General features: G+C 65.8%; 23 protein-coding genes and 2 tRNA genes. 14 read left to right on the top strand and 11 right to left on the bottom strand.

Annotation, left to right across the window (positions count from 1 at the left end; genetic code table 11):
* Positions 1–64 precede the first annotated feature (64 nt).
* Positions 65–988 carry a MoxR family ATPase gene (locus tag OJF58_RS23835; protein ID WP_300780362.1) on the bottom strand — a complete coding sequence of 308 codons (924 nt, stop codon included), beginning with the start codon at positions 986–988 and terminating at the stop codon, positions 65–67.
* A gap of 109 nt (positions 989–1,097) precedes the next feature.
* On the opposite strand from OJF58_RS23835, the gene OJF58_RS23830 reads away from it, so the two are divergent.
* Both OJF58_RS23830 and OJF58_RS23825 read left to right on the top strand, forming a co-directional pair.
* Entirely contained in the window at positions 1,098–1,841 is a 744-nt protein-coding gene (locus OJF58_RS23830; RefSeq protein ID WP_300780361.1) for an SDR family NAD(P)-dependent oxidoreductase, read from the top strand.
* A 16-nt stretch (positions 1,842–1,857) separates the two neighbouring features.
* The gene (locus OJF58_RS23825) at positions 1,858–3,267 is read left to right on the top strand and encodes an amidase (protein WP_300780360.1); all 1,410 of its coding nucleotides are present in this window, start codon (positions 1,858–1,860) and stop codon (positions 3,265–3,267) included.
* On the opposite strand, the gene prpB is transcribed toward OJF58_RS23825, so the two are convergent.
* From prpB to OJF58_RS23810, 3 genes are read right to left on the bottom strand one after another with little or no spacing between them, the layout of a single operon-like run.
* On the bottom strand, positions 3,264–4,184 hold the full coding sequence (gene prpB / locus OJF58_RS23820; RefSeq protein ID WP_300780359.1) for a methylisocitrate lyase: 921 nt from the start codon (positions 4,182–4,184) through the stop codon (positions 3,264–3,266). The genes OJF58_RS23825 and prpB overlap by 4 nt on opposite strands.
* A gap of 10 nt (positions 4,185–4,194) precedes the next feature.
* Positions 4,195–4,851: a DUF1007 family protein gene (locus OJF58_RS23815; protein WP_300780358.1), complete on the bottom strand. Its 657-nt coding sequence runs from the start codon at positions 4,849–4,851 to the stop codon at positions 4,195–4,197.
* Positions 4,848–5,222 carry an acyl-CoA thioesterase gene (locus OJF58_RS23810; RefSeq protein WP_300780356.1) on the bottom strand — a complete coding sequence of 125 codons (375 nt, stop codon included), beginning with the start codon at positions 5,220–5,222 and terminating at the stop codon, positions 4,848–4,850. The genes OJF58_RS23815 and OJF58_RS23810 overlap by 4 nt, the downstream gene beginning before the upstream one ends.
* 108 nt (positions 5,223–5,330) lie before the next feature.
* On the opposite strand from OJF58_RS23810, the gene parE reads away from it, so the two are divergent.
* The 3 genes from parE (at position 5,331) to OJF58_RS23795 (ending at position 9,101) form a co-directional block, all read left to right on the top strand.
* Entirely contained in the window at positions 5,331–7,346 is a 2,016-nt protein-coding gene (parE, locus tag OJF58_RS23805; protein ID WP_300780355.1) for a DNA topoisomerase IV subunit B, read from the top strand.
* Between the two features lie 98 nt (positions 7,347–7,444).
* The gene (locus tag OJF58_RS23800) at positions 7,445–8,011 is read left to right on the top strand and encodes a hypothetical protein (protein WP_300780354.1); all 567 of its coding nucleotides are present in this window, start codon (positions 7,445–7,447) and stop codon (positions 8,009–8,011) included.
* A 46-nt stretch (positions 8,012–8,057) separates the two neighbouring features.
* Complete coding sequence (locus OJF58_RS23795; RefSeq protein WP_300780353.1) at positions 8,058–9,101, top strand: quinone-dependent dihydroorotate dehydrogenase; 1,044 nt, start codon at positions 8,058–8,060, stop codon at positions 9,099–9,101.
* 23 nt (positions 9,102–9,124) lie between these two features.
* On the opposite strand, the gene ilvD is transcribed toward OJF58_RS23795, so the two are convergent.
* Positions 9,125–10,876, bottom strand: coding sequence for a dihydroxy-acid dehydratase (gene ilvD / locus OJF58_RS23790; protein WP_300780352.1), 1,752 nt, complete (start codon positions 10,874–10,876; stop codon positions 9,125–9,127).
* Between the two features lie 306 nt (positions 10,877–11,182).
* On the opposite strand from ilvD, the gene OJF58_RS23785 reads away from it, so the two are divergent.
* The 6 genes from OJF58_RS23785 (at position 11,183) to OJF58_RS23760 (ending at position 16,654) form a co-directional block, all read left to right on the top strand.
* On the top strand, positions 11,183–12,088 hold the full coding sequence (locus tag OJF58_RS23785; protein ID WP_300780350.1) for a DMT family transporter: 906 nt from the start codon (positions 11,183–11,185) through the stop codon (positions 12,086–12,088).
* Positions 12,089–12,107: 19 nt separating this feature from the next.
* Positions 12,108–13,259, top strand: a complete 1,152-nt coding sequence (locus OJF58_RS23780; protein ID WP_300780349.1) for a CaiB/BaiF CoA-transferase family protein — start codon at positions 12,108–12,110, stop codon at positions 13,257–13,259.
* Complete coding sequence (locus OJF58_RS23775) at positions 13,256–14,800, top strand: acetyl-CoA acetyltransferase (protein WP_300780348.1); 1,545 nt, start codon at positions 13,256–13,258, stop codon at positions 14,798–14,800. The genes OJF58_RS23780 and OJF58_RS23775 overlap by 4 nt, the downstream gene beginning before the upstream one ends.
* 133 nt (positions 14,801–14,933) lie before the next feature.
* The gene (locus OJF58_RS23770; protein ID WP_300780347.1) at positions 14,934–15,206 is read left to right on the top strand and encodes a hypothetical protein; all 273 of its coding nucleotides are present in this window, start codon (positions 14,934–14,936) and stop codon (positions 15,204–15,206) included.
* Between the two features lie 122 nt (positions 15,207–15,328).
* The gene (locus tag OJF58_RS23765; protein WP_300780346.1) at positions 15,329–16,162 is read left to right on the top strand and encodes a phytanoyl-CoA dioxygenase family protein; all 834 of its coding nucleotides are present in this window, start codon (positions 15,329–15,331) and stop codon (positions 16,160–16,162) included.
* 18 nt (positions 16,163–16,180) lie between these two features.
* Entirely contained in the window at positions 16,181–16,654 is a 474-nt protein-coding gene (locus OJF58_RS23760) for an N-acetyltransferase (protein ID WP_300780344.1), read from the top strand.
* Between the two features lie 6 nt (positions 16,655–16,660).
* Here the strand turns inward: OJF58_RS23760 and OJF58_RS23755 are convergent, their stop codons facing one another.
* From OJF58_RS23755 to OJF58_RS23740, 4 genes are all read right to left on the bottom strand, one after another.
* The gene (locus OJF58_RS23755) at positions 16,661–19,342 is read right to left on the bottom strand and encodes a valine--tRNA ligase (RefSeq protein ID WP_300780343.1); all 2,682 of its coding nucleotides are present in this window, start codon (positions 19,340–19,342) and stop codon (positions 16,661–16,663) included.
* Between the two features lie 68 nt (positions 19,343–19,410).
* Entirely contained in the window at positions 19,411–19,974 is a 564-nt protein-coding gene (locus tag OJF58_RS23750) for a DUF2497 domain-containing protein (RefSeq protein ID WP_300780341.1), read from the bottom strand.
* 5 nt (positions 19,975–19,979) lie between these two features.
* The gene (locus tag OJF58_RS23745) at positions 19,980–21,314 is read right to left on the bottom strand and encodes a TolC family outer membrane protein (RefSeq protein WP_300780340.1); all 1,335 of its coding nucleotides are present in this window, start codon (positions 21,312–21,314) and stop codon (positions 19,980–19,982) included.
* Positions 21,315–21,452: 138 nt separating this feature from the next.
* Positions 21,453–22,112 carry a protein-L-isoaspartate O-methyltransferase gene (locus tag OJF58_RS23740; protein ID WP_300780339.1) on the bottom strand — a complete coding sequence of 220 codons (660 nt, stop codon included), beginning with the start codon at positions 22,110–22,112 and terminating at the stop codon, positions 21,453–21,455.
* Positions 22,113–22,238: 126 nt separating this feature from the next.
* Here OJF58_RS23740 and OJF58_RS23735 point away from each other — a divergent pair.
* The 3 genes from OJF58_RS23735 (at position 22,239) to OJF58_RS23725 (ending at position 24,181) form a co-directional block, all read left to right on the top strand.
* Positions 22,239–22,312: transfer RNA gene (locus OJF58_RS23735), tRNA-Cys, on the top strand.
* A 97-nt stretch (positions 22,313–22,409) separates the two neighbouring features.
* Positions 22,410–22,484, top strand: a tRNA-Asn gene (locus OJF58_RS23730).
* Between the two features lie 617 nt (positions 22,485–23,101).
* Positions 23,102–24,181 (top strand): IS630 family transposase, encoded by a 1,080-nt coding sequence (locus OJF58_RS23725; RefSeq protein WP_300779365.1) that lies wholly within the window; start codon positions 23,102–23,104, stop codon positions 24,179–24,181.
* Here the strand turns inward: OJF58_RS23725 and OJF58_RS23720 are convergent.
* Complete coding sequence (locus OJF58_RS23720; RefSeq protein ID WP_300780337.1) at positions 24,164–25,267, bottom strand: recombinase family protein; 1,104 nt, start codon at positions 25,265–25,267, stop codon at positions 24,164–24,166. The two genes, OJF58_RS23725 and OJF58_RS23720, sit on opposite strands and share 18 nt — an antisense overlap.
* A 21-nt stretch (positions 25,268–25,288) precedes the next feature.
* Positions 25,289–25,678, bottom strand: a complete 390-nt coding sequence (locus OJF58_RS23715; protein ID WP_300780336.1) for a hypothetical protein — start codon at positions 25,676–25,678, stop codon at positions 25,289–25,291.
* Between the last annotated feature and the right edge of the window lie 231 nt (positions 25,679–25,909).

Below are 25,909 nucleotides of genomic sequence, written 5' to 3'. Positions count from 1 at the left end.
GCTGCGCTCGGGATGACGCGGACCGGGCCGTTGAGATGACGAGGATGAACATCTGCGGGCAGCCCTACCCCAGCGGCTGCGCCGCGATGTCGGCCTTCACCTTGCGCAGGATATCCGCCGCTTCCGAGCCCTGCAGGCGCTGGATATCGTCCTGGTACTTGAGCAGCACGCCCAGCGTGTCGTTGATCGTCTTGGGGTCTAGATCGAGGGCATTCAGTTCCGACAGCGCAGTCGCCCAGTCGATCGATTCGGCCACGCCGGGCGACTTGAAGAGATCGAGCTTGCGCAGCTCCTGGACGAAGCCCACGACCTGGCGCGACAGCCGCTCGCTGGCGCCCGGCGCCTTCACTCTCAGGATCTCGAGCTCGCGCTTGAGGTCGGGATAGTCGACCCAGTGATAGAAGCAGCGCCGCTTCAACGCGTCGTGGATCTCGCGGGTGCGGTTCGAGGTGATGACGACGATGGGCGTCTGCGCCGCCTTGATCGTGCCGAGCTCGGGGATCGTGACCTGGAAGTCGGACAGCACCTCCAGGAGATAGGCTTCGAACGGCTCGTCGGTACGGTCCAGCTCGTCGATCAGCAGAATGGGCGCGCCCTCGGTATGCGGCTGCAATGCCTCCAACAGCGGGCGACGAATCAGGAAGCGCTCGTTGAAGATGTCGGACTCGAGCTCGGAGCGATCCTGCACGCCTTGCGCCTCGGCCAGCCGGATCTCGATCATCTGGCGCGAGTAGTTCCACTCGTAGACGGCGGACGAGACGTCGAGCCCTTCGTAGCACTGCAGGCGGATCAGCGGCCGCTTCAGCGTCTTCGCCAGCACCTTGGCGATCTCGGTCTTGCCCACGCCTGCTTCGCCTTCGCAAAACAGCGGGCGGCCGAGCTTGAGGGCAAGGTAAAGGACGGTGGCGAGGCTGCGGTCGGCGATATAGTCGCCGGCTTTCAAGAGCTCGACAGTGGCATCGATCGAGGCCGGCACGGGCGAAGGCATGGAACTCCCAGAAACGCTCGGGGTGATGCGAAAGTGCAAGTGTAGCGGATGAGGCGATGGCCCGGTATGGTGGGAATCGCCAGACAATTCAAGCGGTTGGGAGGTAACCATGGCGGGCGGCTTGTTCAAGGGGCGGGTTGCCGTTGTCACAGGGGGCGCGCGCGGCATCGGGCTTGCCTGCGCAGCCAGGATCGTGGCCGATGGCGGCCGCGCGGCGCTCTGGGACCGCGATCTCGACCGCGCGCGGCAATCCGCAAAGGAATTGAAGGGCGCGATCGCCGTCGAGGTCGATGTCACCCGCGCAGAGTCGATCGACAAAGCCCTGGGCGCGACCGAGCAGCAACTGGCCGTGCCCGACATTCTGATCGCCAGTGCGGGCATCACGGGCCCGAACACGACTCTCGTACAATACCCGGTCGATGCCTGGCGTCAGGTGATCGACATCAATCTGACAGGCGTCTTCCTTTGCAACCGCGCGCTGGCGCCGGCCATGGCGAAGCGCGGCTGGGGGCGCATCGTCAACATCGCCTCGGTCGCGGGCAAGGAAGGCAATCCCAACGCCTCCGCCTACTCGGCCTCGAAGGCAGGCGTGATCGGGCTCACGAAGTCGCTCGGCAAGGAGCTCGCGACATCGGGCGTGCTGGTGAACTGCGTGGCGCCCGCTGTCGTCAAGACGGAGCTGTTCAGCCAGATGACCGAGCAGCACATCCAGTACATGCTGTCCAAGATCCCGATGAACCGCTTCGGCGAGGTCGGCGAAGTGGCCGAGCTTGTGGCCTGGCTCGCTTCGCCGCTCTGCACCTTCAGCACGGCATCGGTCTTCGACCTGTCCGGTGGCCGGGCCACCTATTGAGTGGGAGTCGCGTATCATGTCCGACCTGCACAACCTCACGCTCACTGAACTGGCGGGAGGCCTTTCCGCCCGCCGTTTTTCCTCGCGCGACATCGTCGATGCCCTGTTTGCTCGGATCGACAAGGCCGACGGAAAGCTCCATGCCTTCACCGAGATCTACGGCAAGGAAGCGAAAGCGCTCGCCGATGCCGCCGACACCGCACGCCGCTCCGGCTTCCCGCTTGGGCCCCTGCACGGATTGCCGATGGCCTACAAGGACCTGTGCGACATCGCCGGTCGTATCGGGACCGGCGGCTCGAAGATGTACGCCACGCGGCAGGCGACCGAGACGTCGAATACCGTCGAGCGACTCACGGCGGCCGGCATGATTCCACTCGGCAAGCTGCACATGGTCGAGTTCGCCTTCGGTGGCTGGGGCACCAATCCGCTGATGGGTGCGCCCTGGAATCCGTGGGATCTGGCGACACACCGCGTCCCCGGCGGCTCCTCGAGCGGCACTGGCGTTGCCGTCGCCGCGCGCCTCGTGCCGGCCGGCATCGGCAGCGATACCGGCGGATCGGTGCGTATTCCCTCGGCCTTCAACGGCCTCGTGGGTCTCAAGGTCACCTTCGGCCGCATCGCGCTCTCGGGCACGTTGCTCCTGAGCTGGACGCTCGACACGATCGGCCCTCTCGCGCGCTCGGTCGAAGATTGCGCCCTACTCCTCAACGCGCTCGCCGCGCCCGATCCGCGCGATCCGACGACGCTCGGTCAGCCGCTGGAAGATTTTACGTTGGCGACCAGCTCCGGTTCAGTGAAAGGCATGCGCATCGCCCTGCCCGACGCCAATCAGCTTCCGGACTTCATGCATCCGGACGTGACCAGAGCCTGGCAGGCAAGCGCGCGCACGTTCGAGAAGCTGGGTGCGGCGGTGGAGGCGGTCCGGTTGCCGGACTGGTATTTCGACCTGTCGCGGCCGGCCGGCACCATCATCGCCTCCGAAGCCTTCGCTCTTCACCGCGCCTACATCGAAGATGCGACCAAGCCGATCGGCCCCGCCGTGCGCTCACGGACCCTCGCCGCCAAGGAGCTGGCGCCGGGCGCCTATGCGGAGGAGATCCGCCTGATGGCCGATCGGCGGCGCGCCTTCGCCGACTGGTTCCGGCGCTTCGATGCGGTGCTGCTGCCCACGGTCGCCGTGCCGGCGATCCCCCTTGCCGAGGTCGACGAGGCCTCGCCCATTCCCGGCTATCTCACGCGGCCGGCGAACTACCTCGGCCTCTGCAGTCTCGCCCTGCCGTCGGGTCAGTCCAACGGCCTGCCGCTCGGCATCCAGCTCGTCGGCAAGCCCTATGCCGAGCGCGACGTGCTGCGCCTCGGCAAGGCTTTCCAGGACGCCACCGACTTCCACCGCCGTGCGCCCGATCTTTCGCCGCTCGGCCTCTAGCGCTGTGGCATGCCGTCGGGCACGACGGTCGCCACGATCGAGGCGTCGAGTGCCTCGTACTGGTGGTAGCCGATCGTCTCGTAGAGCTCGGTGCGCGTCTGCATCCGGTCGAGCATCTTGTGGGTTCCACCGTCCCGCCGGATCGCGGCATACAGGGCGGCCTGCGCCTTGTTGGCGACACGGAACGCGGAGACCGGCCAGATCACCATCCTGTAGCCCATCGCCTCGAATTCGCTGGCGGTGAAGAACGGCGTGCGACCGAATTCGGTCATGTTGGCCAGCAGCTTCACGCCGGGCATCGCCTTGGCGAAGGCGCGAAACATCTCGGCGCTGGTCAGCGCCTCGGGAAAGATGGCATCGGCGCCGGCCTCCAGATAGCGTCTGGCGCGTGCCACGGCGCCGTCGATGCCCTCGCTGGCGGCCGCGTCGGTTCGGGCGATCACGACGAGGTCGCGCCGCGCCTTCCTTGCCGCAGCAACCTTGGCCGCCATGTCCTGCGGGTCGGCGAGCTTCTTGTCGTTGAGATGCCCGCACTTCTTCGGCAGGAGCTGGTCCTCGATATGAACCGCCGCGGCGCCGGCCTCCTCGAAGGCACGGACCATGTGCATGACGTTCAGCGCCTCGCCGTAGCCCGTATCGCCGTCGACCAGCACCGGCAGGCCGCTCGCCCGCGTCACCTGCCGGATGAAAAAGCAGACCTCGTCGACCGTGATGACGCCGAGATCGGGCAGCCCCATCGAGGCCGACATCGCGCCGCCCGACAGATACAGCGCCTCGAAGCCCGCCGCTCTGGCCTGCAGCGCGGCGAGACCGTTGTGTGTGCCGGGCATCTGCAGGATGCCGGGTCGCTCCAAAAGGATCCGGAAGCGCGCCCCGGCGGAAGCGTCCGGCAGATCGGCCGAAACCAGATAGGGCATTCTCCCCTCCTCAAGGCAGCGTGCAGGAGACTGTGTCGGCCGCGACCGGGCGGCCCGGCACGAACTCCGACTTGTAGCTCGGATGTTTGCCGACCGCGCAGCCTGGCGGCAGGTTTGCCTTGTCGACCTCGACGCGAATGAAGTCTTCCGGATCGTAGGTGGTGATTGCGAGTGCCTTCGTGGGCTGCGGCAGCGCCACGCGAATCGTATAGACGAGGTTGCGCAGCTTGCCGGGCGCGGCCCTGGGCGTTTCCGGCTTGGAAAGCGCTGCGTCCTTGTCACCGGCTGTCCTGTCCCATTCCGGCGGGGTGAAACTTGCCGGATCCTCGATCTGCGCATTGAAGACCTCGGCTTTGGTCGGCCTGAAATCCTTCCCACCGATGTTGAGCCAGGTCATGAAGCTCGCCTGCTCGAGGGCTCGCAGCGTGTCCGCAGCGAGTTGCTGCACTTCCGCCGGCGAGAGCTTGCCGTCCTTGTCCTTGTCGATGACCGCGATCTCGTTCTCGCTCGATACCGGATCGAACCGCCATTCGAGCTCCAGCGCCATGTAGGTCCCGCCGCTGGCGATCGGCTTCACGCGCTGGAGCATCCAGATGTGCGGATGGGCTGCCGCCATGGCAGGCGCCAGCACCATCGCCAGCGTCGACAGGAGCGCTGCCGCCCTCACTTGGGCACCTCGCGCGGCTTGCCTTCGCCGTCGATGGCGACGAAGACGAAGGTGCCGTGGGTCACCTTGATCTCGGCGGCGTCGTGGCGGCGCTGGACCACCGTCTCGAGATCGATGGTGACCGAGGTGCGGCCGATCCGGGCCACCTTGCCGTAGATCGAGACCATGTCGCCCACCTTGATCGGCTGGACGAAGGCCATGGCGGTGATGGCCACCGTGGCTACCCGTCCCCTGGCGACCCGTGCCGCCAGGGCGCCGCCGGCGACGTCCATCTGCGACAGCACCCAGCCGCCGAAAATATCGCCGTTGCCGTTCATGTCGGCCGGCTGCGGCATGGTCCGGACGATGGGATCGCGCGGGTTTTCGGGCATCTTGTCCTGCCGGATGTTGTTGCTTTTGCGCGGTTTTCCTACCATATCCCTATCGAAGCGGTCACCCGGCGATCCCCTCGCGCGGCCGCGCAACGACAAGAAGCAGGCATGGCGAAGAACGGCGATTTGTTCGAGCGCCCGGGCGGCAAGCGCGCCGCGGCGGGCAAGGACTCCTCCTACACCGCACACGACATCGAGGTGCTGGAAGGGCTCGAACCTGTCCGCAAGCGCCCCGGCATGTATATCGGCGGCACAGACGAACGGGCGATGCACCATCTCGTCGCCGAGGTGCTCGACAATGCGATGGACGAGGCCGTCGCCGGCCACGCCGATACGATCCATCTCGAGCTGCTGGCCGGCAACAAGGTCCTGATCCGCGACAACGGCCGCGGCATTCCGGTCGATCCGCATCCCAAGTTCAAGAACAGGTCGGCGCTGGAGATCATCCTCACCACCCTGCATTCGGGCGGCAAGTTCAACGGTAAGGTCTATGCGACCTCGGGCGGCTTGCACGGCGTCGGCGTGTCGGTCGTCAATGCGCTCTCAGACGAGCTGGCCGTCGAGGTCGCGCGCGACCGCCAGTCCTGGACGCAGAGCTTTTCGCGCGGCAAGCCCACCTCGAAGCTCAAGGCCAATGGTGCGGCGCCCAACCGGCGCGGCACGACGGTCGTCTTCCATCCCGATCCCGAGATCTTCGGCAAGCTCGCCTTCGTGCCCGAGCGGCTCTACCGCATGGCGCGCTCCAAGTCCTACCTCTTCCGCGGCGTCGAGATCCGCTGGAAGTGCGACAAGAGCCTGTTGAAAGGCGACACGATCCCCGAGGAGGAGTCGTTCCATTTCGCCGGCGGTCTCAAGGACTACCTGATCTCCGAGATCGGCGAGCGTGCGACGGTCGTGCCGCAGCCTTTCGCCGGCGAAGCGCGCAGCGAGACCAACGGCACGGCCGGCGGCAAGGTCGAATGGGCCGTCTGGTGGCCGACCGACGAAGAGGGCTTCGTCCGCTCCTACTGCAACACCGTGCCGACCTCCGATGGCGGCACGCACGAGTCGGGCTTCCGCAGCGCGCTCGTGCGCGGCCTCAAGCGCTACGCCGAGCTCACCGGCAGCCGCAAGGGATCGGTCATCACGGCCGACGATGTAATGGACGGTGCCGCCGGCCTCGTCTCGGTCTTCATCGAGCAGCCGCAATTCCAGGGCCAGACCAAGGAGAAGCTGGTCAGCGTCGAGGCGACCAAGCTCGTGGAGACGGTCGTCGGCGACAATTTCGAGCATTGGCTGACCGGCGACAAGGAAGTCGGCAACGTCCTGCTCGAGCACGTGATCGCCAAGGCCGAGGAGCGGCTGCGCCGCAAGCAGGACCGCGAGCAGCAACGCAAGACCGCGACGCGCAAGCTCAGGCTGCCCGGCAAGCTCGCCGACTGCAGCAACACCGCCGCCGAGGGCACGGAGATTTTCCTCGTCGAGGGCGATTCGGCGGGCGGCTCGGCCAAGGCGGCCCGCAACCGCGAGACGCAGGCAATCCTGCCGCTGCGCGGCAAGATCCTGAACGTGGCCAGCGCCAGCGCCGACAAGCTGCGCGACAACCAGGAAGTGCAGGACCTCATCCAGGCGCTGGGCTGCGGCACGGGCAACCACTACAACGAGGACCGGCTGCGCTACGAACGCGTCATCATCATGACCGATGCCGACGTCGACGGTGCGCACATCGCCTCGCTTCTGATGACGTTCTTCTATCGCGAGATGCCGAAGCTGATCGAGAACGGCCATCTCTTCCTCGCCCAGCCGCCGCTCTACCGGCTGAGCAAGGGCGGCCGCACCGAGTATGCACGCGACGAGGCCCACAAGGAGGAGCTGGTTCGCGACGTGTTCGGTGGCGGCAAGATCGACATCACGCGCTTCAAGGGCCTGGGCGAGATGCAGTCCGTCCATCTGCGCGAGACCACCATGGATGCCGGCAAGCGCACCCTGCTCAAGATCGACATTCCCACGGCGGCGGACGCCGAGCAGCGGCGCGAGGCGATGCGCACCGCCTCGCTGGTCGAGGACCTGATGGGCCGCAAGCCCGAGAAGCGCTACGCCTTTATCCAGGAGAACGCCAAGTTCGCGCGCGATCTCGATGTGTAGGCTCTCGCGTCGGGCCGACGTTTCGCGCGCGACAATGTGACGTGCCCGGTGGTGCGGATTGCTCTATTTTGCCACCGAGTACGTTGCTGGAGGTCTCGATGCGCTTCGTCCGGAGGATCGCTGCGACTGCGGCCGCGGTTGCCACCCTGCCCGTCCTCGCTCATGCAGCGACGCTCGGCGGCTCCGATTACGCGACCCAGTACGACTTCCGCGAGTTCTACACCGCCACCGACAACAAGACCTTCCGGGTCGTCCTTCTGGGCGACGCCTTCCCCGGCATGCCGCAGGCCGAGGTCGCGCGGCGCCTGCTGCCCGTCATGCAAGCCAACAAGCCGCCGCCGCGCCTCACCTTCACCTACGAAACGCCGTCCGAGGAGCCGCACCCGGACTACCGGCTGATGCTGGTCTTCAATCCCGCCAACGACCTGAGCGGTGACGCGGTATGCAACGGCGAAAGGCGCTTCAAGCCCGGAACGTCGGGCCACGTCTACGTCTTCGGCGTCTATTGTCGCAACGACATCGCCCTGTCGCAGGTCACCGGCTGGACCGATGCCACCACGCCTGACGCCCCCGCGATGGGCGATCTCATGAAGGAGCTGTTCAGCGTCCTCTTCGATCGGTCGCCGGGACTGCTGCCGCAGCATGACAGGACCCTCCCGAACTAGGCGGAAGGCGGAGCGCTCCACAGGGGATCTCTGCTAACCGGAGGGCATGCCCGACTGGTACGCGCTCGCCGACCTCTTCCTGTCCCGACTCGATCCGGAGACGGCGCACGGTCTGGCGATCCGCGCATTGAAGAGCGGCTGGGTGCCGCGGGATCGCCGGCCCGATCCACCGTCGCTCGCCGTCGAGATCTGGGGCCGCCATTTGCCCAATCCGATCGGGCTCGCCGCCGGCTTCGACAAGAATGCCGAGGTCCCTGACGCCGCCTTGGCAATGGGCTTCGGGCTGGTGGAGGTCGGCAGCGTGACGCCGAGGCCCCAGCCCGGCAATCCACGGCCGCGCCTCTTTCGCCTTCGCGAGGACCGCGGCGTGATCAACCGCATGGGCTTTCCGGGCGAGGGCCTGGAGGCGGCGTTCTCGAGGCTGAGTCGGCGATCGCGCTCGGGCTTTGTCGGCGCAAATGTCGGCGCAAACAAGGACAGTGCCGATCGGACGGCCGACTATGTGACCTGCAGCAAGGCGCTGGCGCCTTATGCCGATTACCTGGTTTGCAACGTCTCGTCGCCCAACACACCGGGATTGCGCAATCTGCAGGGCCGCAGCCAGCTCGCGGACCTGCTGAAACGGGTTAAGGAGGCGATCGCGGACGCAACGGTGCCGCTGGTGGTGAAGATCGCTCCCGATGCGACCGATGACGATCTCGACGACATTGTCGCCGTCTGCCGCGAGCTCCGACTCGACGGACTAATCGTCGGCAATACGACCCTGTCGCGGCCGCCGTCGCTCGTCTCGACCAATCGCGGCGAGGCCGGCGGCCTGTCGGGCCTGCCCCTCGCGGCCTTGTCGACCGATGTTCTGCGCCGCACGGCGCAGCGGGTCGAAGGCCAGTTTCCCTTGATCGGCTGCGGCGGCGTCGATTCCGGGAGCGCCGCATACGCCAAGATCCGGGCCGGGGCGAGCCTCGTGCAGCTCTATTCGGCGCTGGTGTTCGAGGGGCCGACGCTGGTGCGGCGCATCAAGGACGAACTCGCCGCCTTGCTTGCGCGCGACGGCTTCTCGTCGGTCTCGCAGGCGGTGGGCGCCGATCTCTAGCCGGAGACCGGTCCTCGTCCATCTCAAATATCGGCGAAGACGTGGCTTTCCTTTTTGGCGCCGGGATGGGTGACGGCGCCGTCGACGGCAGGACCCACCAGCTCGGCATATTTCCAGAGCGCGCCTGCGGTATAGCCGTTCTTCTTCGGCTTCCATGTCTTGCGGCGGCTGGCAAGCTCCTTGTCCGAGAGATCGACCGACAAGCGGCCCTTCACCGCATCGATGGTGATCATATCGCCGTTCTTCAGCAGGCCGATGGGCCCGCCGACCTGCGCCTCGGGCCCGACATGGCCCACGCAGAAGCCGCGCGTGCCGCCGGAGAATCGGCCGTCGGTGATCAACGCCACCTTCTCACCGACGCCGAGGCCGTAGAGAGCGGCCGTCGTCGACAGCATCTCGCGCATGCCCGGGCCGCCCTTGGGGCCTTCGTAGCGAATGACGATAACGTCGCCTTCCTTGAACTTGCCCTTCACCACAGCGTCGAACGCCGCCTCCTCGGAATCGAAGCAGCGTGCCGGACCGGTGAAGGCGAGACGCTTCATGCCCGCCACCTTCACGATCGCGCCCTCGGGTGCAAGGTTGCCCTTGAGACCGACCACGCCGCCGGTCGGCGTGATGCAGTTCCTCACCCGATAGACGACATCCTGGTTCTCGGGGAACTTCACGTCCCTGTGGTTGTCGGCCAGCGTCTTGCCGGTCGCCGTCAGCACGTCACCGTGCAGCAGCCCGGCATCGAGCAGCTCCTTGATGACGACCGGAATACCGCCCACCCGGTAGAGATCGAACGCGACATACTTGCCGCCCGGCTTGAGGTCGGCAATGTACGGCGTCTTCTTGAAGATGCGTGCCACATCGTGCAGGTCGAACTTGATGCCGGCCTCGTGCGCCATCGCCGGCAGATGGAGCGCGGCATTGGTCGAGCCGCCGGTGGCGGCAACCACCGTTGCGGCATTCTCGAACGCCTCGCGCGTGGCGATGTCGCGCGGGCGGATGCCGAGCTTCAGGAGGTTCATCGCGGCCTCGCCCGACGCTTCGGCATATTGATCGCGCGTCTCGTAGGGTGCGGGCGCGCCCGCCGAGCCGGGCAGCGCCAGGCCGATCGCCTCGGACACGCAGGCCATGGTGTTGGCGGTGAACTGGCCGCCGCACGAGCCGGCCGACGGGCAGGCGGCGCATTCGAGCTCGTGCAGGTCGGCGTCGGAGAATTTCCCGGCGGCGTGCATGCCCACACCCTCGAACACGTCGACCACCGTCACGTCCCGCCCCCGGAACTTGCCGGGCAGGATGGAGCCGCCGTACATGAAAACGGACGGCACGTTGAGGCGCAGCATCGCCATCATCATGCCCGGCAACGACTTGTCGCAGCCAGCCAGCGTCACCATGGCGTCGTAGCAATGCCCCCGCATGGTGAGCTCGACCGAATCGGCGATGAGGTCGCGCGACGCCAGCGACGACTTCATGCCCTGGTGGCCCATCGCGATGCCGTCGGTCACGGTGATGGTGGTGAACTCGCGCGGCGTGCCGCCGCCGCGGTCGACGCCGATCTTCACCGCCTGCGCCTGGCGGTTGAGCGCGATATTGCAGGGTGCGGCCTCGTTCCAGCAGGTCGCCACGCCGACGATCGGCTGGTCGATCTGCTTCTCGTTCAGCCCCATGGCGTAGAGATAAGAGCGGTGCGGCGCTCGCTCCGGCCCGACCGTCGTGTGGCGGCTCGGCATCTTCGCCTTGTCGAAGGTCGGGTTGGGATGCAGCTTGGATTGCTTCTGCCTGGCCATCGCGCTTGGGTCTCCGCCCTTTGAGTAAAAGTCGGCCGGACATTACTCGCGCCTCCTCAGCCGGGAAAGAGGTCCGAGGCGCGAAAATCTGAAGGGCAGACGGACAGCAAAACAGCCCATACACTGCCGCCTCTGGAGGCAGGAAAGTGCATATGGCAGAAGAACGTCTCTTCATCACGAGTGTCCATCCGTGTCATCCCGAGCGTAGCGAGGGATCCTTAGTCGGCGCGGGCAAAGATCCCTCGCTTCGCTCGGGAAGACACCGCCTTCTATAGCTACGACATGAAAGAACGTTAGAGGGGAGACGTGCCGCTCTGGATACCGATCACCATCGCCGCCGCGCTGTTCCAGAACATCCGCACGACGATGCAGCAGAAGATCCGCCATGTGCTGAGCGTCGATGGCGCGAACTTCGTCCGGTATCTCTACGGTGCGCCGCTGGCCCTCGGCATGCTGGCCTTCCTGGTCTTCGTCACAGGCCGCGAGGTTCCGGCGCTGTCGCTCACCTTCTTTGCTCTGGTGACGGTGGCGGGCGTCGCGCAGATCGTGGCGACATCGCTGATGATCCACTCCTTCTCGTTGCGCAACTACGCGGTCGGCACCGTCTATTCCAAGACCGAGACGGTGTTCGTGGCGCTCTACGCGACCTTTCTCGCGTCGGAGCCACTGAAGCTCGGCGCCTGGATCGGCATCCTGGTCTGCCTTGCCGGCGTCGCCATCCTGAGCGTGCGCGGCTCGTTCGCGAACATCCGCTCGGTGCTGGCCGACCTCACGCACAAGGGGGCGCTCTACGGCATCCTGTCCGGGCTGTTCTTCGCCATCGCCGCCGGCACGATCCGCGAGGCCGCCAAGCACGAGCACAGCGGCGACTTCATGGTGCGCGGCATCACGGTGCTCGCCTGCATGAACACCATCCAGATCGTGATCATGGGCGCCTATCTCGCCGTCCGCGACCGGCCGCAGCTCGCCAAGGTCCGGGTCAACTGGCGCTCGTCGATCTGGGTCGGCATCTTCAGCGTGCTGGGATCGGCCGGCTGGGCCCTCGCCATGACCCTCGAGAATGCGGCCCTGGTGCGCGCAGTGGGGCAGATCGAGCTCGTCTTCACCTTCATCGCCTCGCACCTCGTCCTGAAGGAGCGACCGTCCGTCGGCGAATGGATCGGCAGCCTTCTGGTGGTGGGCGGCGTCGTCTTCATCCTCATTGTCCGGTGATCCCATGACAGAGCAAACGATGCCTCGCCCGCTTGCCGGTGTCCGCGTCCTCGACTTCTCGACCACCATCGCCGGTCCGCATTGCGGGCGGCTGATGGCCGACATGGGGGCCGATGTCATCAAGGTCGAGTCGCCGGAGGGCGACCTGATGCGCAGCCGGCCCGTGCAGCGCGACGGCGCGGGCACGATGTTCGGCCAGCTCAATGCCGGCAAGCGCTCGATCGTGCTCGACCTCAAGCGCCCGGAGGCGGTGGCGGCGGTAAAGGCTCTGGTCAAGACCGTCGACATCGTGCTCGAGAACTACCGGCCGGGCGTCATGAAACGGCTCGGGCTCGACTATCCGGAACTCGCGAAGGTCAACCCCAGGATCATCTATGGGGCGATCTCGGGTTATGGTCAGACCGGGCCTGCCGCCGGGCGTCCGGCCTATGCGCCGGTGATCCATGCGGCGACGGGCTACGACATGGCGCACCTCGGCTACCAGGGCGGGCGTGAGCGGCCTGACAATTGCGGCATCTTCGTCGCCGACTATGCCAGCGGTGCCTATGCGCTGGGCGCCATTCTGGCCGCGCTGCACCAGCGTCACGTCAACGGCAAGGGGCAAATGGTCGACGTCTCGATGTTCGAGAGTCTGGTCGGCATGCTGCTGGGCGAGGTCAACCGCGCCCAGTTCGACTTCGAGGTGCCGTCGCGGCCGATGTACGGCCCGATCGAGGCCAAGGACGGTTACGTGATGCTGGCGACGGCCAGCGAGCGCACCTTCCAGGACATGGCCACCGCCGCCGGCCGGCGCGACTGGCTCACCGATCCGCGGTTCGAGAAATACGCCGACCGGCGCATGAACTGGGGCCTGTTCGTGGTCGAGCTCGAGGAATGGTCGAGGACCCTCACTGTGAAGGAGGTCGTGGCGGCATTCGAGAAGCATGGCGTGCCCTGCTCGCCCTACCTCACGGTGACGGAGGCGCTGAAGGATCCGCAGGTCGAGCATCGCGGCTCGCTCTGCACCATCGAGGACCGCGCCGGTGCCTACAAGTCGCCCGCGCCGCCGTTCCGCTTCTCCGGCTCGCCCCTGCAAAGCGGCCCCAAGGTGGCGGGGCTCGGCGAGCATACCAAGGCCGTGCTCGCCGAAGCTGGCCTCGAGCCGGCCGAGATCGAGGCGCTGGTCAAGTGATCGATCCTCGCACCCCCATCCTCATCGGCGGCGGCCAGATCACCGACACGACCGGCGAGCCGTCGAGCGAGCGCTCGCGCGTGGCCTTCTGCGCCGAAGCCGTCCGGGTCGCCCTCGCCGATGCCAGGCCCTCGGTCGGCGCCGAGGCGCTCGGGCGCAAGATCGATGCGCTGGCCGTGATGGAGTTCTTCAGCGATATCAGCCCGCGCTTCGCCTCGCCCTTCGGCCGGTCGAGCAATCCGCCCAGAAGCGTCGCCAACCGGCTCGGCGCCCGGCCGCGCCAGCTTCTCTACAGCCATTCCGGCGGCAACATGCCCCAGTATCTGGTCAATCGCTTCGCCGAGGAGATCGCCGAAGGCGAGACGGAGCTGGCGCTGGTCTGCGGGGCCGAACTCCTGCGCAGCACCCAGAACGCCCGCAAGGCCGGCCTGGCGATCGACTGGAACGAGGATCCGGGCGGCGAGCCCGAGCGCGTCGGCGACAGGCGGTTCGGCTTCAGCGAGGAGGAGGCGCGCCACGAACTGCGCGCGGCGATCCACTTCTATCCCCTGCTGGAGAACGCCATCCGTGGCGGCCTCGGGCGCGACGTGCCCGCTCACATGAACGCCATGGGGCGGCTGTTCGAACGGCTGGCGGCCGTCGCCAAGGACAATCCCCTTGCGACGCGCCGCGAAGGTTACAGCGCCGATCAGCTCGCCACAATTTCCGACGACAATCGCTGGATCTGCTTCCCCTATCCACGGCTGATGAACGCCAACGCGATGATCGATCAGGCGGCGGCCGTTCTGATGACGTCGGTCGAGAAGGCGCGTGAGTGGGGCATTCCGCAAGACCGCTGGGTCTTCCTGCATGGCTGCGCCGACGGCACCGACACCTGGTTCGTGTCCGAGCGCGACCGGCTGGACGCCTCCCCCGCCATCCATGGCTGCGCCCGGCTTGCGCTCGACATGGCGGGTAGGCGGCTGTCGGACGTGACCGCCTTCGATCTCTATAGCTGCTTCCCCTCGGCCGTGGAGGTGGCGATGAAGGAGATCGGTCTTGCCGAGGACGATCCGCGGTTGGTCAGCGTCACCGGCGGTCTCCCCTTCTTCGGCGGTCCCGGCAACAACTACGTCACCCACTCGATCGCCGAGATGATGAAGGTGGTGCGCAGGCAGCCCGGCACTTTCGGCATGGTGACGGCGAACGGCAACTATCTCACCAAGCATTCGGCAGGTCTCTACTCGACCGAGCCGACCGACGGACCGTGGCGCCGCCAGGACCCGAAGATTCTTCAGGCCGAGCTCGATGCCCGACCCAAGCAGAGCGTGAATGGCGCGCCGCACGGAGCCGGGAGGATCGAGACCTATTGCGTCGCGTACGGCAAGGCAGCGCCTGAGAAAGGCTATATCTTCGGCCGCCTCGACAGCTCCGGCGACCGGTTCGTGGCGATGACCGACGGCGATCCCGCGCTGCTTGCCGACATGCTGGAGCGAGAGCAACTGGGCAGACCGGTGAAGGTCGGCCAGGAAAACGGCCGGAATATCTTTCGCCCCTTGTAGGCGCTGTCAGCCTGGCGACAGGAACCGGGCGGCAACGTGCAACGCCGGAGGTGTTTTTGCGGCTGTTGCAACCGCATCCTCAGGCCCGCGTTGGGCAGGCGGACGGGGAGCGGATTTCAGGAGGATTAGGAATATGAAGCGCTTGGCTCTTTTCACTGCGGCGCTGGTTGGCATGTCGGGCTTTGCCGGCATCGCCTGCGCGCAGTCGGTGGCGACTGCGCCCTCTGCTCCGGTTCATCACATGAAGTACCGGACGGGCAGCATGGCAGCGTCCTGCGGCCGCCAGGTCGCGATCACCGACGAGTATGGCTTCAAGTACGACAGTATGGGTGATCGGTTGAACGCCCGCGGGTGTGTGATCCCGCCGCCCCATACGCGGCCGGGAGCACGGGTCATCCAGGGCTGACCCCGAGGCAGGGGGCCGAGGGCGGCCATTCGGCCCCCCTGCCACGATTCATCTCCTCCTCCCATCGATCCGGGCTTTACGGCGCGCGATCGTGAGCCCAAGCTCGGCCTCGCGGAGGAATTATGCCCAATATGCTGAGCGCCGCGCAGGCGGCCGAGTTCCAGGAGAAAGGCTTCACCTACGCGCGCGGCTTGTTCGCGGCCGACGAGGTGAAGCTGCTCACCGAGGCGATGGAGAAGGATCCCGCGGTGCGCGGCTCGATCCTCGATCGTCGCGACGGGGAAGGCCGTTCGACCCGCATCGCGCTCTGGAACCGCGCGGGCGATTCGGTCTACGGGCTGGCGGCGCGCTGCGAGCGCATGGTCGACACCGCCGCCGCGCTGCTGGGCGGCCCGGTCTATCACTTCCAGTCGAAGCTCACGGCCAAGGAGCCGGAGGTCGGCGGCGCCTGGGAGTGGCATCAGGACTACGGCTATTGGTACTACAACGGCTGCCTGCGGCCCGATCTCCTGTCGGTGATGATCGCCCTCGACAAGACCACCCGCGAGAACGGCTGCCTGCAGATCGCAAGCGGCTCGCATAGGCTCGGCCGCATCGATCACACGCCGCTGTCGCCGACGCAGAACGAGGTTGATCCCAAGCGCATGCCCTACATCCTCGAGCGCTGCCCGATCGAATATTGCGAGCTCGAGCCCGGCGATGCGCTGATCTTCCATTGCAACGCCATCCATCGCTCCGACGCCAACCGCTCGGCCCGGCGCCGCTGGACCCTGCTGATCTGCTACAATCGCGTCGACAACGACACCATCGTCAGGACCGATGACCGCTATTTCGTGCCGCTCGACAAGGTCGATGACGGTGCGATCCGGCGGGCCGGCCTGAAGTTCGCCGGCGGCGACAACCAGGAGCACTTCACCTCGCGACCCTACGTACCCGACCTGCGCAAGGCGTCATAGCCGCCGGGCGGCCGTCCGTTGGACATCCGCCGGGCCATTGCTTCCGATATCGAAGCCGCCACGGGCCTGGTCGAGCTCGATCGCCGGCAACGCCAGAAGCATCAGCCGCTGTTCTGGCGCAAGGCCGCGAAGTCGGCGGCCGCAACGCGAGAATTCTTCGGCAAGCTGCTGGCCGAGCCCGGCACATTCTTTCTGGTCGCCGTCGAGGGCAGCCAGATGCTCGGCTTCCTGGTCGCGCGGAAATTTCCCTCGCCGCCTGTCTACGACCCGGGCGGCGATACCTATTTGATCGACGACTTCTGCGTGCTCGAGCCACGCCACTGGCTGACGGTCGGCGAGGCTCTGCTGTCCCATGTGTCCACGTTGGTCCACGAGCATGGTGCGGTCCAGATCGTGGTGATCTGCCCCGACCGGGATCTCGCCAAGGCGGAGATGCTGCGCCGCTCGGACCTGACGATCGCCTCGAACTGGTGGACGAAGCCCTTGAAATGACCGACGTCAGGCGCCCAGGCGCTGCAGCGCCCGGCTGAGGCGGGTCCGCGTCTGCTCGGCCTGGGCACGGCGTTCGCGCTGCTCTTCGACCACCTCCTCCGGCGCCCGCGCGACGAAGGCGGCGTTGCCGAGCTTGGCGTCGATCTTGCCGACCTCGTCGGCAAGCTTCCTGATCTCCTTCTGGAGACGAGCCCCCTCGGCCTTGAGGTCGATCACCTCGCCGACCGGCAAGGCGTAGGTGGCCTCGTCGACCACGACCTGAAGCGCAGCCTTCGGGACAGCGGTCGCCATCGCATCGATGCTTTCGATGCGCGCCAGCCGCTCGATGGCGGCGCGGTGTGTGTCGAGGCGGCGGCGGGTCGTTTCGTTGGCACCGATGACCAGCAGCCTGAGCTTGGCGCCCGCCGGCACGTTCAGCTCGGCACGCGCCGACCGGATGTCGGAGATCACCTTCACCAGCCATCCGATCTCGGCGTCCGCCACCGGATCCGCCGCAGTCGGCTCGGGCCACGCCTGGCCGATCAGCATGCCGTGCCGGGGGCGATGGCCGAGCTTGTCCCACAGCTCCTCGGTGATGAAGGGCATCACGGGATGCAGGAGCTTCAGGGTCTCTCGCAGCACCAGCGCGGTGACGGCGCGGGTCTCCTCCTTGTCCGGCCCATCGGCACCTTGCAGGATCGGCTTGGTGAGCTCGACGTACCAATCGCAGACGACGCCCCAGATGAACTCGTAGAGCGTTCCGGCGGCCTCGTTCAGGCGGAAGTCGGCCAGCGCCTTGTCGACCGCGAGATTGGCCCGTCCGAGCTCGCCCAGCATCCATTTGTTGACAGTGTGCCGGACCGATGCCGAATCGAAGTCCTGCGGCAGCGCGACCCCGTTCATCTCGGCGAAGCGCGTGGCGTTCCAGAGCTTGGTGGCGAAGTTGCGCGAACCCTCGACGCGGGCCGGCGTGAGCCGCAGCCGGCCGGCGGACGCCGCCGCCAGCGAGGCCATGGTGAAGCGCAGCGCATCGGCGCCATACTTGTCGATCAGCTCCAGGGGATCGATCACGTTGCCCTTGGACTTCGACATCTTCTGACCGCGCTCGTCCGTCACCAGCCCGTGCAGGTAGACGGTCCGGAACGGCACATCGGTCATGAAATGCATGCCCATCATCATCATGCGGGCGACCCAGAAGAACAGGATGTCCCAGCCGGTCACCAGCACCGATGTCGGATAGTATTTCCCGAGCGCCTCGGTCTCGTCGGGCCAGCCAAGGGTCGAGAACGGCCAGAGTGCCGAGCTGAACCAGGTGTCGAGCACGTCCGGGTCGCGCTCCAGCGGCACGTCCTTGCCATAGTGCCTGCGCGCCTCGGCGCGCGCCTCGCCCTCGGACAGGGCGACGAAAATCTTCCGGTCCGGGCCGTACCAGGCCGGAATCTGATGGCCCCACCAGAGCTGACGCGAGATGCACCAGGGCTCGATGTTCTCCATCCAGCGGAAGAAGTCGTCGCGGCCGCGCTCGGGCACGAAGGTAACGCGCCCGTCGCGCGCAGCGGCGATCGGCGCCTCGGCGAGCTTTTTGGCGTCGGCGTACCACTGCTCGGTCAGGAACGGCTCGACCGGCACGCCGCCGCGGTCGCCGTAGGGCACGGCATGCGTGTGCGGCTCGATCTTCTCGACGAGGCTCAGCGCCTCGAGATCGGCGACGATGCGCTTGCGCGCCTCGAAGCGATCGAGACCACGATACTTTTCCGGCGCGTTCTCGTTCACGCGGGCAAACTTGTCGAAGATCGAGATTGCCTCGAGCCTGTGCCGCCGGCCGACCTCGAAATCGTTGAAATCGTGCGCCGGCGTGATCTTCACCGCGCCCGATCCCTTCTCCGGATCGGAATACGCGTCGGCGACGACGGGGATGCGGCGACCCACCAGCGGCAGGATCGCATGCTCGCCGATCAGGTGCTTCCACTTGGGATCGTCGGGATGCACCGCCACGCCGGTGTCGCCCAGCATCGTCTCCGGGCGGGTGGTGGCGACGACGATGTGCTCCTCGCTGCCTTCGATGGGATATTTCAGATACCAGAGGTGCCCCTTCACCTCGCGCGACTCGACCTCGAGGTCGGAGATCGCGGTCAGCATCTTGGGGTCCCAGTTGACCAGGCGATTGTCCTTGTAGATCAGGCCCTGATTGTAGAGGTCGACGAACACTTTCAGCACGGCGCGCGAAAGTCCCTCGTCCATGGTGAAGCGCTCGCGGCTCCAGTCGCACGAGGCACCCAGGCGACGAAGCTGGCTGGTGATGGTGCCGCCGGAATAGGCCTTCCATTCCCAGACCTTGGCGAGGAACTCCTCGCGGCTCAGCAGCTTCTTGTTGCCGTCGCCCCTGTCGGCGCCCTCGACCGCGAGGCCGATCCCCTCCTGCTCCAGATTGCGCACGACGACCATCTGGGTGGCGATGCCCGCATGGTCGGTGCCGGGCTGCCACAGCACGTCGTCGCCCTTCATGCGGCGCCAACGGATCAGGATGTCCTGCAGCGTATTGTCCAGGGCGTGGCCCATATGCAGGCTGCCGGTGACATTGGGCGGCGGGATGACGATGCAGTACGGCGGCTTGGCCGACTCGGGGTGCGCCCTGAAGGCGCCGGACTGCTCCCACTCGGGATAGCGGCGGGCTTCGATCTCCTTGGGATCGTAGGTCTTGTCGAGCATCGCTTGCCTTATAACGAAAAACGCCACGGAGGGCCCCGTGGCGTTCTATCGATGGGGGTGCCCCGGGGTCAGCGGCGGGTCAGTCGGACGATCTCGCGCTCGACATACCGCTCGACGATCGGCGGCAGGTTGCGGTCGAGCCAGTCCTTCAGCATCGGACGCAGCATCTCCTTGACCATATCCTCGATGGTCTTGCCGCCGTGCCCGATCGAGGGGCCCGAATCGGAGGCGCGGGGCGGCGGGACGCTGTCCTGAACCGCCTGGTTCAGCCGCTCGAAAGCCGAGGTCGTGGCGCCGGCGACGGAGGAACCGATCAGCGGCTCGGAGGTATCGTTGTTGTGCTGGGACATGGTTGGGGCACTCACAGGGTCGATGCGGGGAAGAGGAATAGAGGTTGGCTGTGATTCGGGCGTGGCCGGCTCTTCGATCAGGTCGGTCAGGAGCAGGACGTCGTCGCCCTTCCCTGGATCCTTCGAGGCTGTCGGCGATGCCGGCGGGGCCCCGGGGGAATCGCGACGGAGCGGCGGATCGCCCACCTGGGCCCGGGCTTCGTCGTCGGAAATGATCTTTCGGATGGACGCCAGAATGTCATCCATCGACGGATCGTTGTTCGAGCTGCGGCCATCGCTCATTACAATTACTTCCCGGAATCACTGCTCCCGTCGCCGATCCAACGAGAGCCTACCTCCTTATAGTACTTCTCCTCGTCATAATATTCGACAGGCAATCCGAGGGAACGGGCCGTCAGGCGGCCGATCCCAGAAAGAACACCGTAGTAGCTCACCTGCGTGTCGTGCCGCGCCTGCAGAAGGTTGACCTGGGAGTTCAACAATTCCTGCTCGGCGTTCAGGACGTCCAAGGTGGTCCGGGAGCCCACCAGAGCCTCCTGACGGACGCCGTTCAGCGCCACCTCGTTGGCCCTGACCTGGGCCTCGAAGGAGAGCACGCGCGAGCGCGCCGAATCGAGGTTGCGCCAGGCCCGGATGACGGTTTCGGCCGCCTGCCGGCGGGCGCTGTCGAGCTCGTTGCGCCGCTGGCCGACAAGCTGCTTGGCCTGCCTTATCGCCGACCATTCGCTGCCGTTCTGGTAGATCGGCACCGTCGCCTGCAGGCGCACGCCGTACTGATAGTATTGGTCGCCGGGGACCTGGACATCGTACTGCTGCTGCACAAAGCCGACGAGGTTCACCTGTGGCAACAGATTGGCCACGGCACTGTTGACGCCGTAACTGGCCGCCTTGATCCGGTACTGCGCACTGACCGCGGCCGGGCTGTTGTCCATGGCCAGCGCCACGCACTCCTCCTCCGTGGCCGGCAGGGCGCCGATCAGAGGCAGGTCGGCGAGCTTGCCGGGCTTCATGCCGATCTGATGCTGGAACGCCGCCTCGTCGATACGGACCTGGGCCTGGGCCTGCACGAGATCGGCCTTTGCCTGCTCGAGCCGGGCTTCGGCTTGTGACACGTCGGTGATGGTGAGCTCGCCGACCCTGAAACGTTCCCGGGTGGCATCGAGCTGCTCCACCAAGACGCGCACATTGTTGCGCCGCGCGTCGACGATGCCGACATCCTGCAGGAGGTCCGCATAGGCCTGCACCGAGTTCAGCAAGACGGTCTGTTCCGTATTGGCCAGCGCTGCGCGCTGGGCCTGGATGTTGGCTTGGGCGGCCTTGGTGTCGGCGACCGTCTTGCCGCCGCGGAACAGCGGCTGCGTCGCCTGCAGGAGCGCGGTGCGTCCGTTCAGCAGGTAGGCGGAGTTGGTTATCCTGATCGGAATCGCATCCGCCTGGATCTTGTTGTACTCAACCGAGAGGGTGACTTTCGGGCGCCAGTTGGCGACGGCTTGGGCCAGTGTTTCGTCGGTCTGCCGCAGGACCGCACGCGCTGCCAGCAGGTCCGGGTTGCTGTTGTAGGCGCTGGACAGGGATTCGATCAGGCTCTGAGCCGAGGCGCCGGAAGCGGTGGCCAGCGCCATCACGAGCGCGCATGCGGCCATGCCGCCGACGCGCTTTAGAGTCGGCCGGTTACCCATTGAAATAACCCCCAATTCTTCCGGCAGCTACCGCCCGCGGCCAGTCCATTGATCGTCCTTCCGCCACTCGTGCCGCGGCCTTCAGAAGCTGAAGCGTGGCGGGCGCACGAACCCCGGCAAGGCGCGCGTACCTGCATCGAACAGCGGTCGCCCGGAAGCCACCCCGCCCTCCCTCACCATGAGCTGGGCCACGCCCAGCGGGCTGGAAGGCTTGGAAACCACAGTGGCCAGGCGGCCGCCCTCGGCAAGCTGGTCGAGGATCGACGGCGGGACTTCCTGCACGGCGCCTTCGATCAGGACGACATCATAGGGCGCGGAGTCCGGCACGCCCGCCTCCATCGGGCCGATTACCTGCCTGACATTGTCGATGTTCAATGCCTTCAGGGTCTGCTCGGCGGAATCCGCCATGGCGCGGTCGCTCTCGAGGGCCACGACGTTCTTGACCAGCCGGGACAGCAACGCCGCGCCATAGCCGCGCCCGGACGCGACCACGAGCGCCTTGTCGTCCGCGGCCGGCTGAAGGGTCTGGACCAGTCGGGCAAGCACCATGGGTTCCATGAGGAACCGCCCGCCCCCCAGCGGAACATCGTCGTCCGCGTAGGCAACCGACTTCAGGCCGTCCGGCAGGAACCGCTCGCGCGGCAGGTCGGCCATGGCGGTGAGCAAAACGGAATTTGTCACGCGGTTGGGCCGGAGCTGACCATCGATCATGTTGCGCCGCGCGAGCGCGAAATCCGTCATCGGCTGTAACCCCAAATGTTGTATTGTTTATAGGCGCGCAGCGGTGAGAGCGTCAAAGGGTGGCATGTCGCGGCCCGCTTGACCGCCGTCACGGCCCATGCCTATAGCAGCGCCGTTCCTGCGGCGGGCCTGGTGGCAGAGTGGCTATGTAGCGGACTGCAAATCCGTCTATGCCGGTTCGATTCCGGCCCAGGCCTCCACGCAGCGTGCGGACAACCTCCCCCCTTGCCTGCGGGGAGACACTCTGCCAAAAGTCCGCGCCTTCGCGGGCCGCATACCGCCGGCCGCGACAAGTTTTCCGGAGTAGCTCAGCGGTAGAGCAGGCGACTGTTAATCGCCGGGTCGCAGGTTCGAACCCTGCCTCCGGAGCCATTTCGGAACGAAACTGCGAACGCCGTGCGTCGCCGTTTCCACTCCATAGCCTCCTCCGGACGCCACGAGCGTCTGGAGGAGCCTTGGCTTCGAACCCTTAATCCTAATCTCGTCTGTTCCCACCTCGACGCGCTGGACCAGCGCCTGGACGTGGCTTCGCCGGAAGCCTCCGTCGCGCGCCCTGATCTTCTTGCGCGCTTCGATCCCGAATCGACGCAAGAACTCAGGGGTCAGCCGGTTGCCTCTGTCGTCGGCACGGCCTTCCGCCCGATCCGCGTCGGCCCGGGCGGCATCCCGGATCCGCTTCAGCTCCACAATTCGTCCCTTCAAGTTGGGGTCGTCTAGGTCAGCGAGCCCGTTCTCGATTACCTCGTACAGCCGTGTGAGCTTGGCTTCGGCGTCCGCCGCCTGCTTCCTCAATTCGGCGATCCGCCCTCGCAGACGCTCCGTATGCTCTTCCCGGCGCTTGAGCAGACCTGAGAGCAGCTCCTCCAGTCGATCGGGTGCCAGCAGTCGCTCTTCGAGATGCGACACGATCATCTCGTCTAGTGGACCAAATCTAACATTTCGATTCGCGAGGGGATTCCCGATCGGGCTCGCGTATGCGAGTCAGAGGAATGCACGAGCGAACGAACTTTCAGTTGAATGCCACGGACCGTGGCGAGCTGGAGGCGGTGGTGGCCAACCGCAACAGCCCGCAAAAGCACGTCTGGCGGGCAAGGATCGTTCTTTTGACCGCCGACGGGCATGGCACTGCCGAGATCATGCGTGCCACCGGCAAGGCCAAGACGGTGATCTGGCGCTGGCAGGAACGGTTCGGGGCGGAAGGTGCAGCGGGGCTGTGGCGCGACAAGACACGCCCGTCGCGCATCCCGCCGCTCCATCCCGAGGTGGCCGAGCACGTTGTCGCCATGACGCTGGCAGGGCCGCCGTCGGGGGCGAGCCATTGGACCGGCCCGGCGATGGCCGAGGCGGCCGGGATCAGCGTCAGCTCGGTGCAACGGATCTGGCGCGCCCATGGCCTGAGGCCGCATCTGGTCCGCCAATTCAAGCTGTCCAATGATCCGCAGTTTGCCGCCAAGCTCAGGGACATCGTCGGGCTGTACGTCAATCCGCCCGACCACGCCATCGTGCTCTCGGTCGATGAAAAGAGCCAAATCCAGGCGCTGGACCGCACCCAGCCGGGACTGCCGATGAAGAAGGGGCGCGCCGGCACCATGACCCACGACTACAAGCGCCATGGCGTCACCACTCTGTTCGCCGCCCTCGACGTCCTGGAGGGCAAGGTTATCGGCCAGTGCATGAAGCGCCATCGTCATCAAGAGTTCATCCGCTTCCTCAACGCCATCGATGCAAGGACACCCAGGAGAAAGACGATCCACGTCATCATCGATAACTATGCCACCCACAGCCATCCCAAAGTGATGCAATGGCTCGACAAGCATCCGCGGTTCGCCTTCCACTTCACCCCAACGTCGGCGTCCTGGCTCAATGCCGTCGAGGGCTTCTTTGCAAAGCTCGCGAACAAACGCCTCAAGCGCGGCGTCTTCCGATCTCTTCGCGAACTCAAAGACGCCATCCACTGCTTCCTTCGCCTCCACAATGCAGACCCAAGGCCCTTCATCTGGACAAAGGACCCCAACAAAATCATCGCCGCCGTCAAACGAGGGCACCAAGTGTTAGATTCCATCCACTAGCTCATTCATCGGAATGGTGCGTCCTCGGCATCCGCTCTTCCCCTGTCGGGCAGCAGTGCAGCAGGTGTAGTAGCGGTATTGCTCACCCTTGCCGGAGGTGCGAAGCGTCATCGCTCCGCCGCAGTCGGCACAGAAGCACACTCCGCCAAGCAGTGTACCAGCGGACACGAACCGGGGCGCTCGGAGTTGTGGGCTTCGCGAACGCATGACCGCCTGCACCTCGGCGAATTCCTCCTCGCCAATGATCGGCTCAACCGCCATCTCGACGATCTCATCCTCGGATTTCCGCTCACCCTTGCGCTTGCCCGAGACGTTGAAGCGATGCCGGCCGATATATGTCTCGCGCGTAAGAACCTGGTGGACTGCACCAACGCCCCACCGGCCGCCCGTCTGGGTCCGAATGCCATGCGCGTTGAGATAATCGGCGATCTGACGTGACCCCATGGGACCGTCTTCATTGCCGATCCGAGCAAGGCGGAACATGAGACGAACAGTTTCGGTCTGCATGGGGTCTGGCTCGATCTTCTTCTTCGCGCGCGTGCCTCGCTGCTCGGCGACCACAATCCTGTACCCAAACGGCGGGCGCGAACCGTTCCAGTATCCCTGGCGCGCGTTCTCACGCATCGCGCGAAGCGTATGCTTGGCATTTTCCTTCGACTGATATTCATCGAATAGCGCCATGATCTGACGCATCATCACGCTCATGGGATCATCGCCGAGGTCCTGCGTGATGGAAATCAGGCGGATCCCACTCTTCGCCAGCCGACGCACGTAGAACTCAAGCTGGAACTGATCGCGGAAGAACCGGGAGAACGAGTGGACGATAATGCAGTCGAACGGCGCGGGCTTCTCCGCTGCGGCGTCCATCATCCTCTGAAACTCGGGACGACGGTCGTCCGTCGCGGACGCTCCGGGTTCGACGAACTCGGCGACTACGGCAATCCCCTTCCCCTCGCAATAAGCGCGTAACTGACGCCGCTGATCGGGGATGGAGAGATCATGTTCGGCTTGGCGCCCGGTCGAGACGCGGAGATAGAGGGCGGCACGCCCTGGCGACGCCAAGGCGGGGGTCGCTTTGGCGTTCATGCAGGACCTCCATTCAACAAGTCAGTCTGTCGAGCGCAGCAGCTCATCGATGAGCTGGCCGAAATGGGCCTCGAACAGATCCAGTTCAGCCTCCGTGACCGGCACGCATGCCGGCCAATCGTCCGTGATCCGCATGCCCAGTCGAGAGACCGCGGTTCGGCGTTCAACGTCACCCCTCTGACGGCTTGTGCGGGGCTCCGAGGACACGTAGTCGAAGAAGTCGATGACTTCCGCCGAGGTGGGTGCTGCAGCCTTGACATCCATGCGCCCAAGATTGCACAAAATCGAGAAAAGCGCACTGACATCAATGGGTTGCGCGATGTTCTGCCGGCGCAAGATCGGCGGTGCCCGGCGCTTCTCGGTGCTCTTGGCGCAGCGCCTCGAAGCATGGAGGAGTGCAAAATCGTACAATTGGCGGGATTCTGTCCCTGCATGACAATCGCAATTGATGTTTCGACTTTCATGGCATATATATATCACGACAAATGAACCATTCCAAGGGACATCGCCATGGCGCCCACAGCTTCAGCCGGAACTCGCCGCCGCAGTCGCGCCAGCCACTTCGGAGGTAACGCCACTTCCACGGCATCTACGCGCAGCCGCCGTTCGGAGCCCGCACCAAGCGAGGATCTCGTCGAGGCC

It is taken from the genome of Enhydrobacter sp., from assembly GCF_030246845.1.
Taxonomy (GTDB): domain Bacteria; phylum Pseudomonadota; class Alphaproteobacteria; order Reyranellales; family Reyranellaceae; genus Reyranella.
This window is presented reverse-complemented; position numbering and strand designations above follow the sequence as displayed.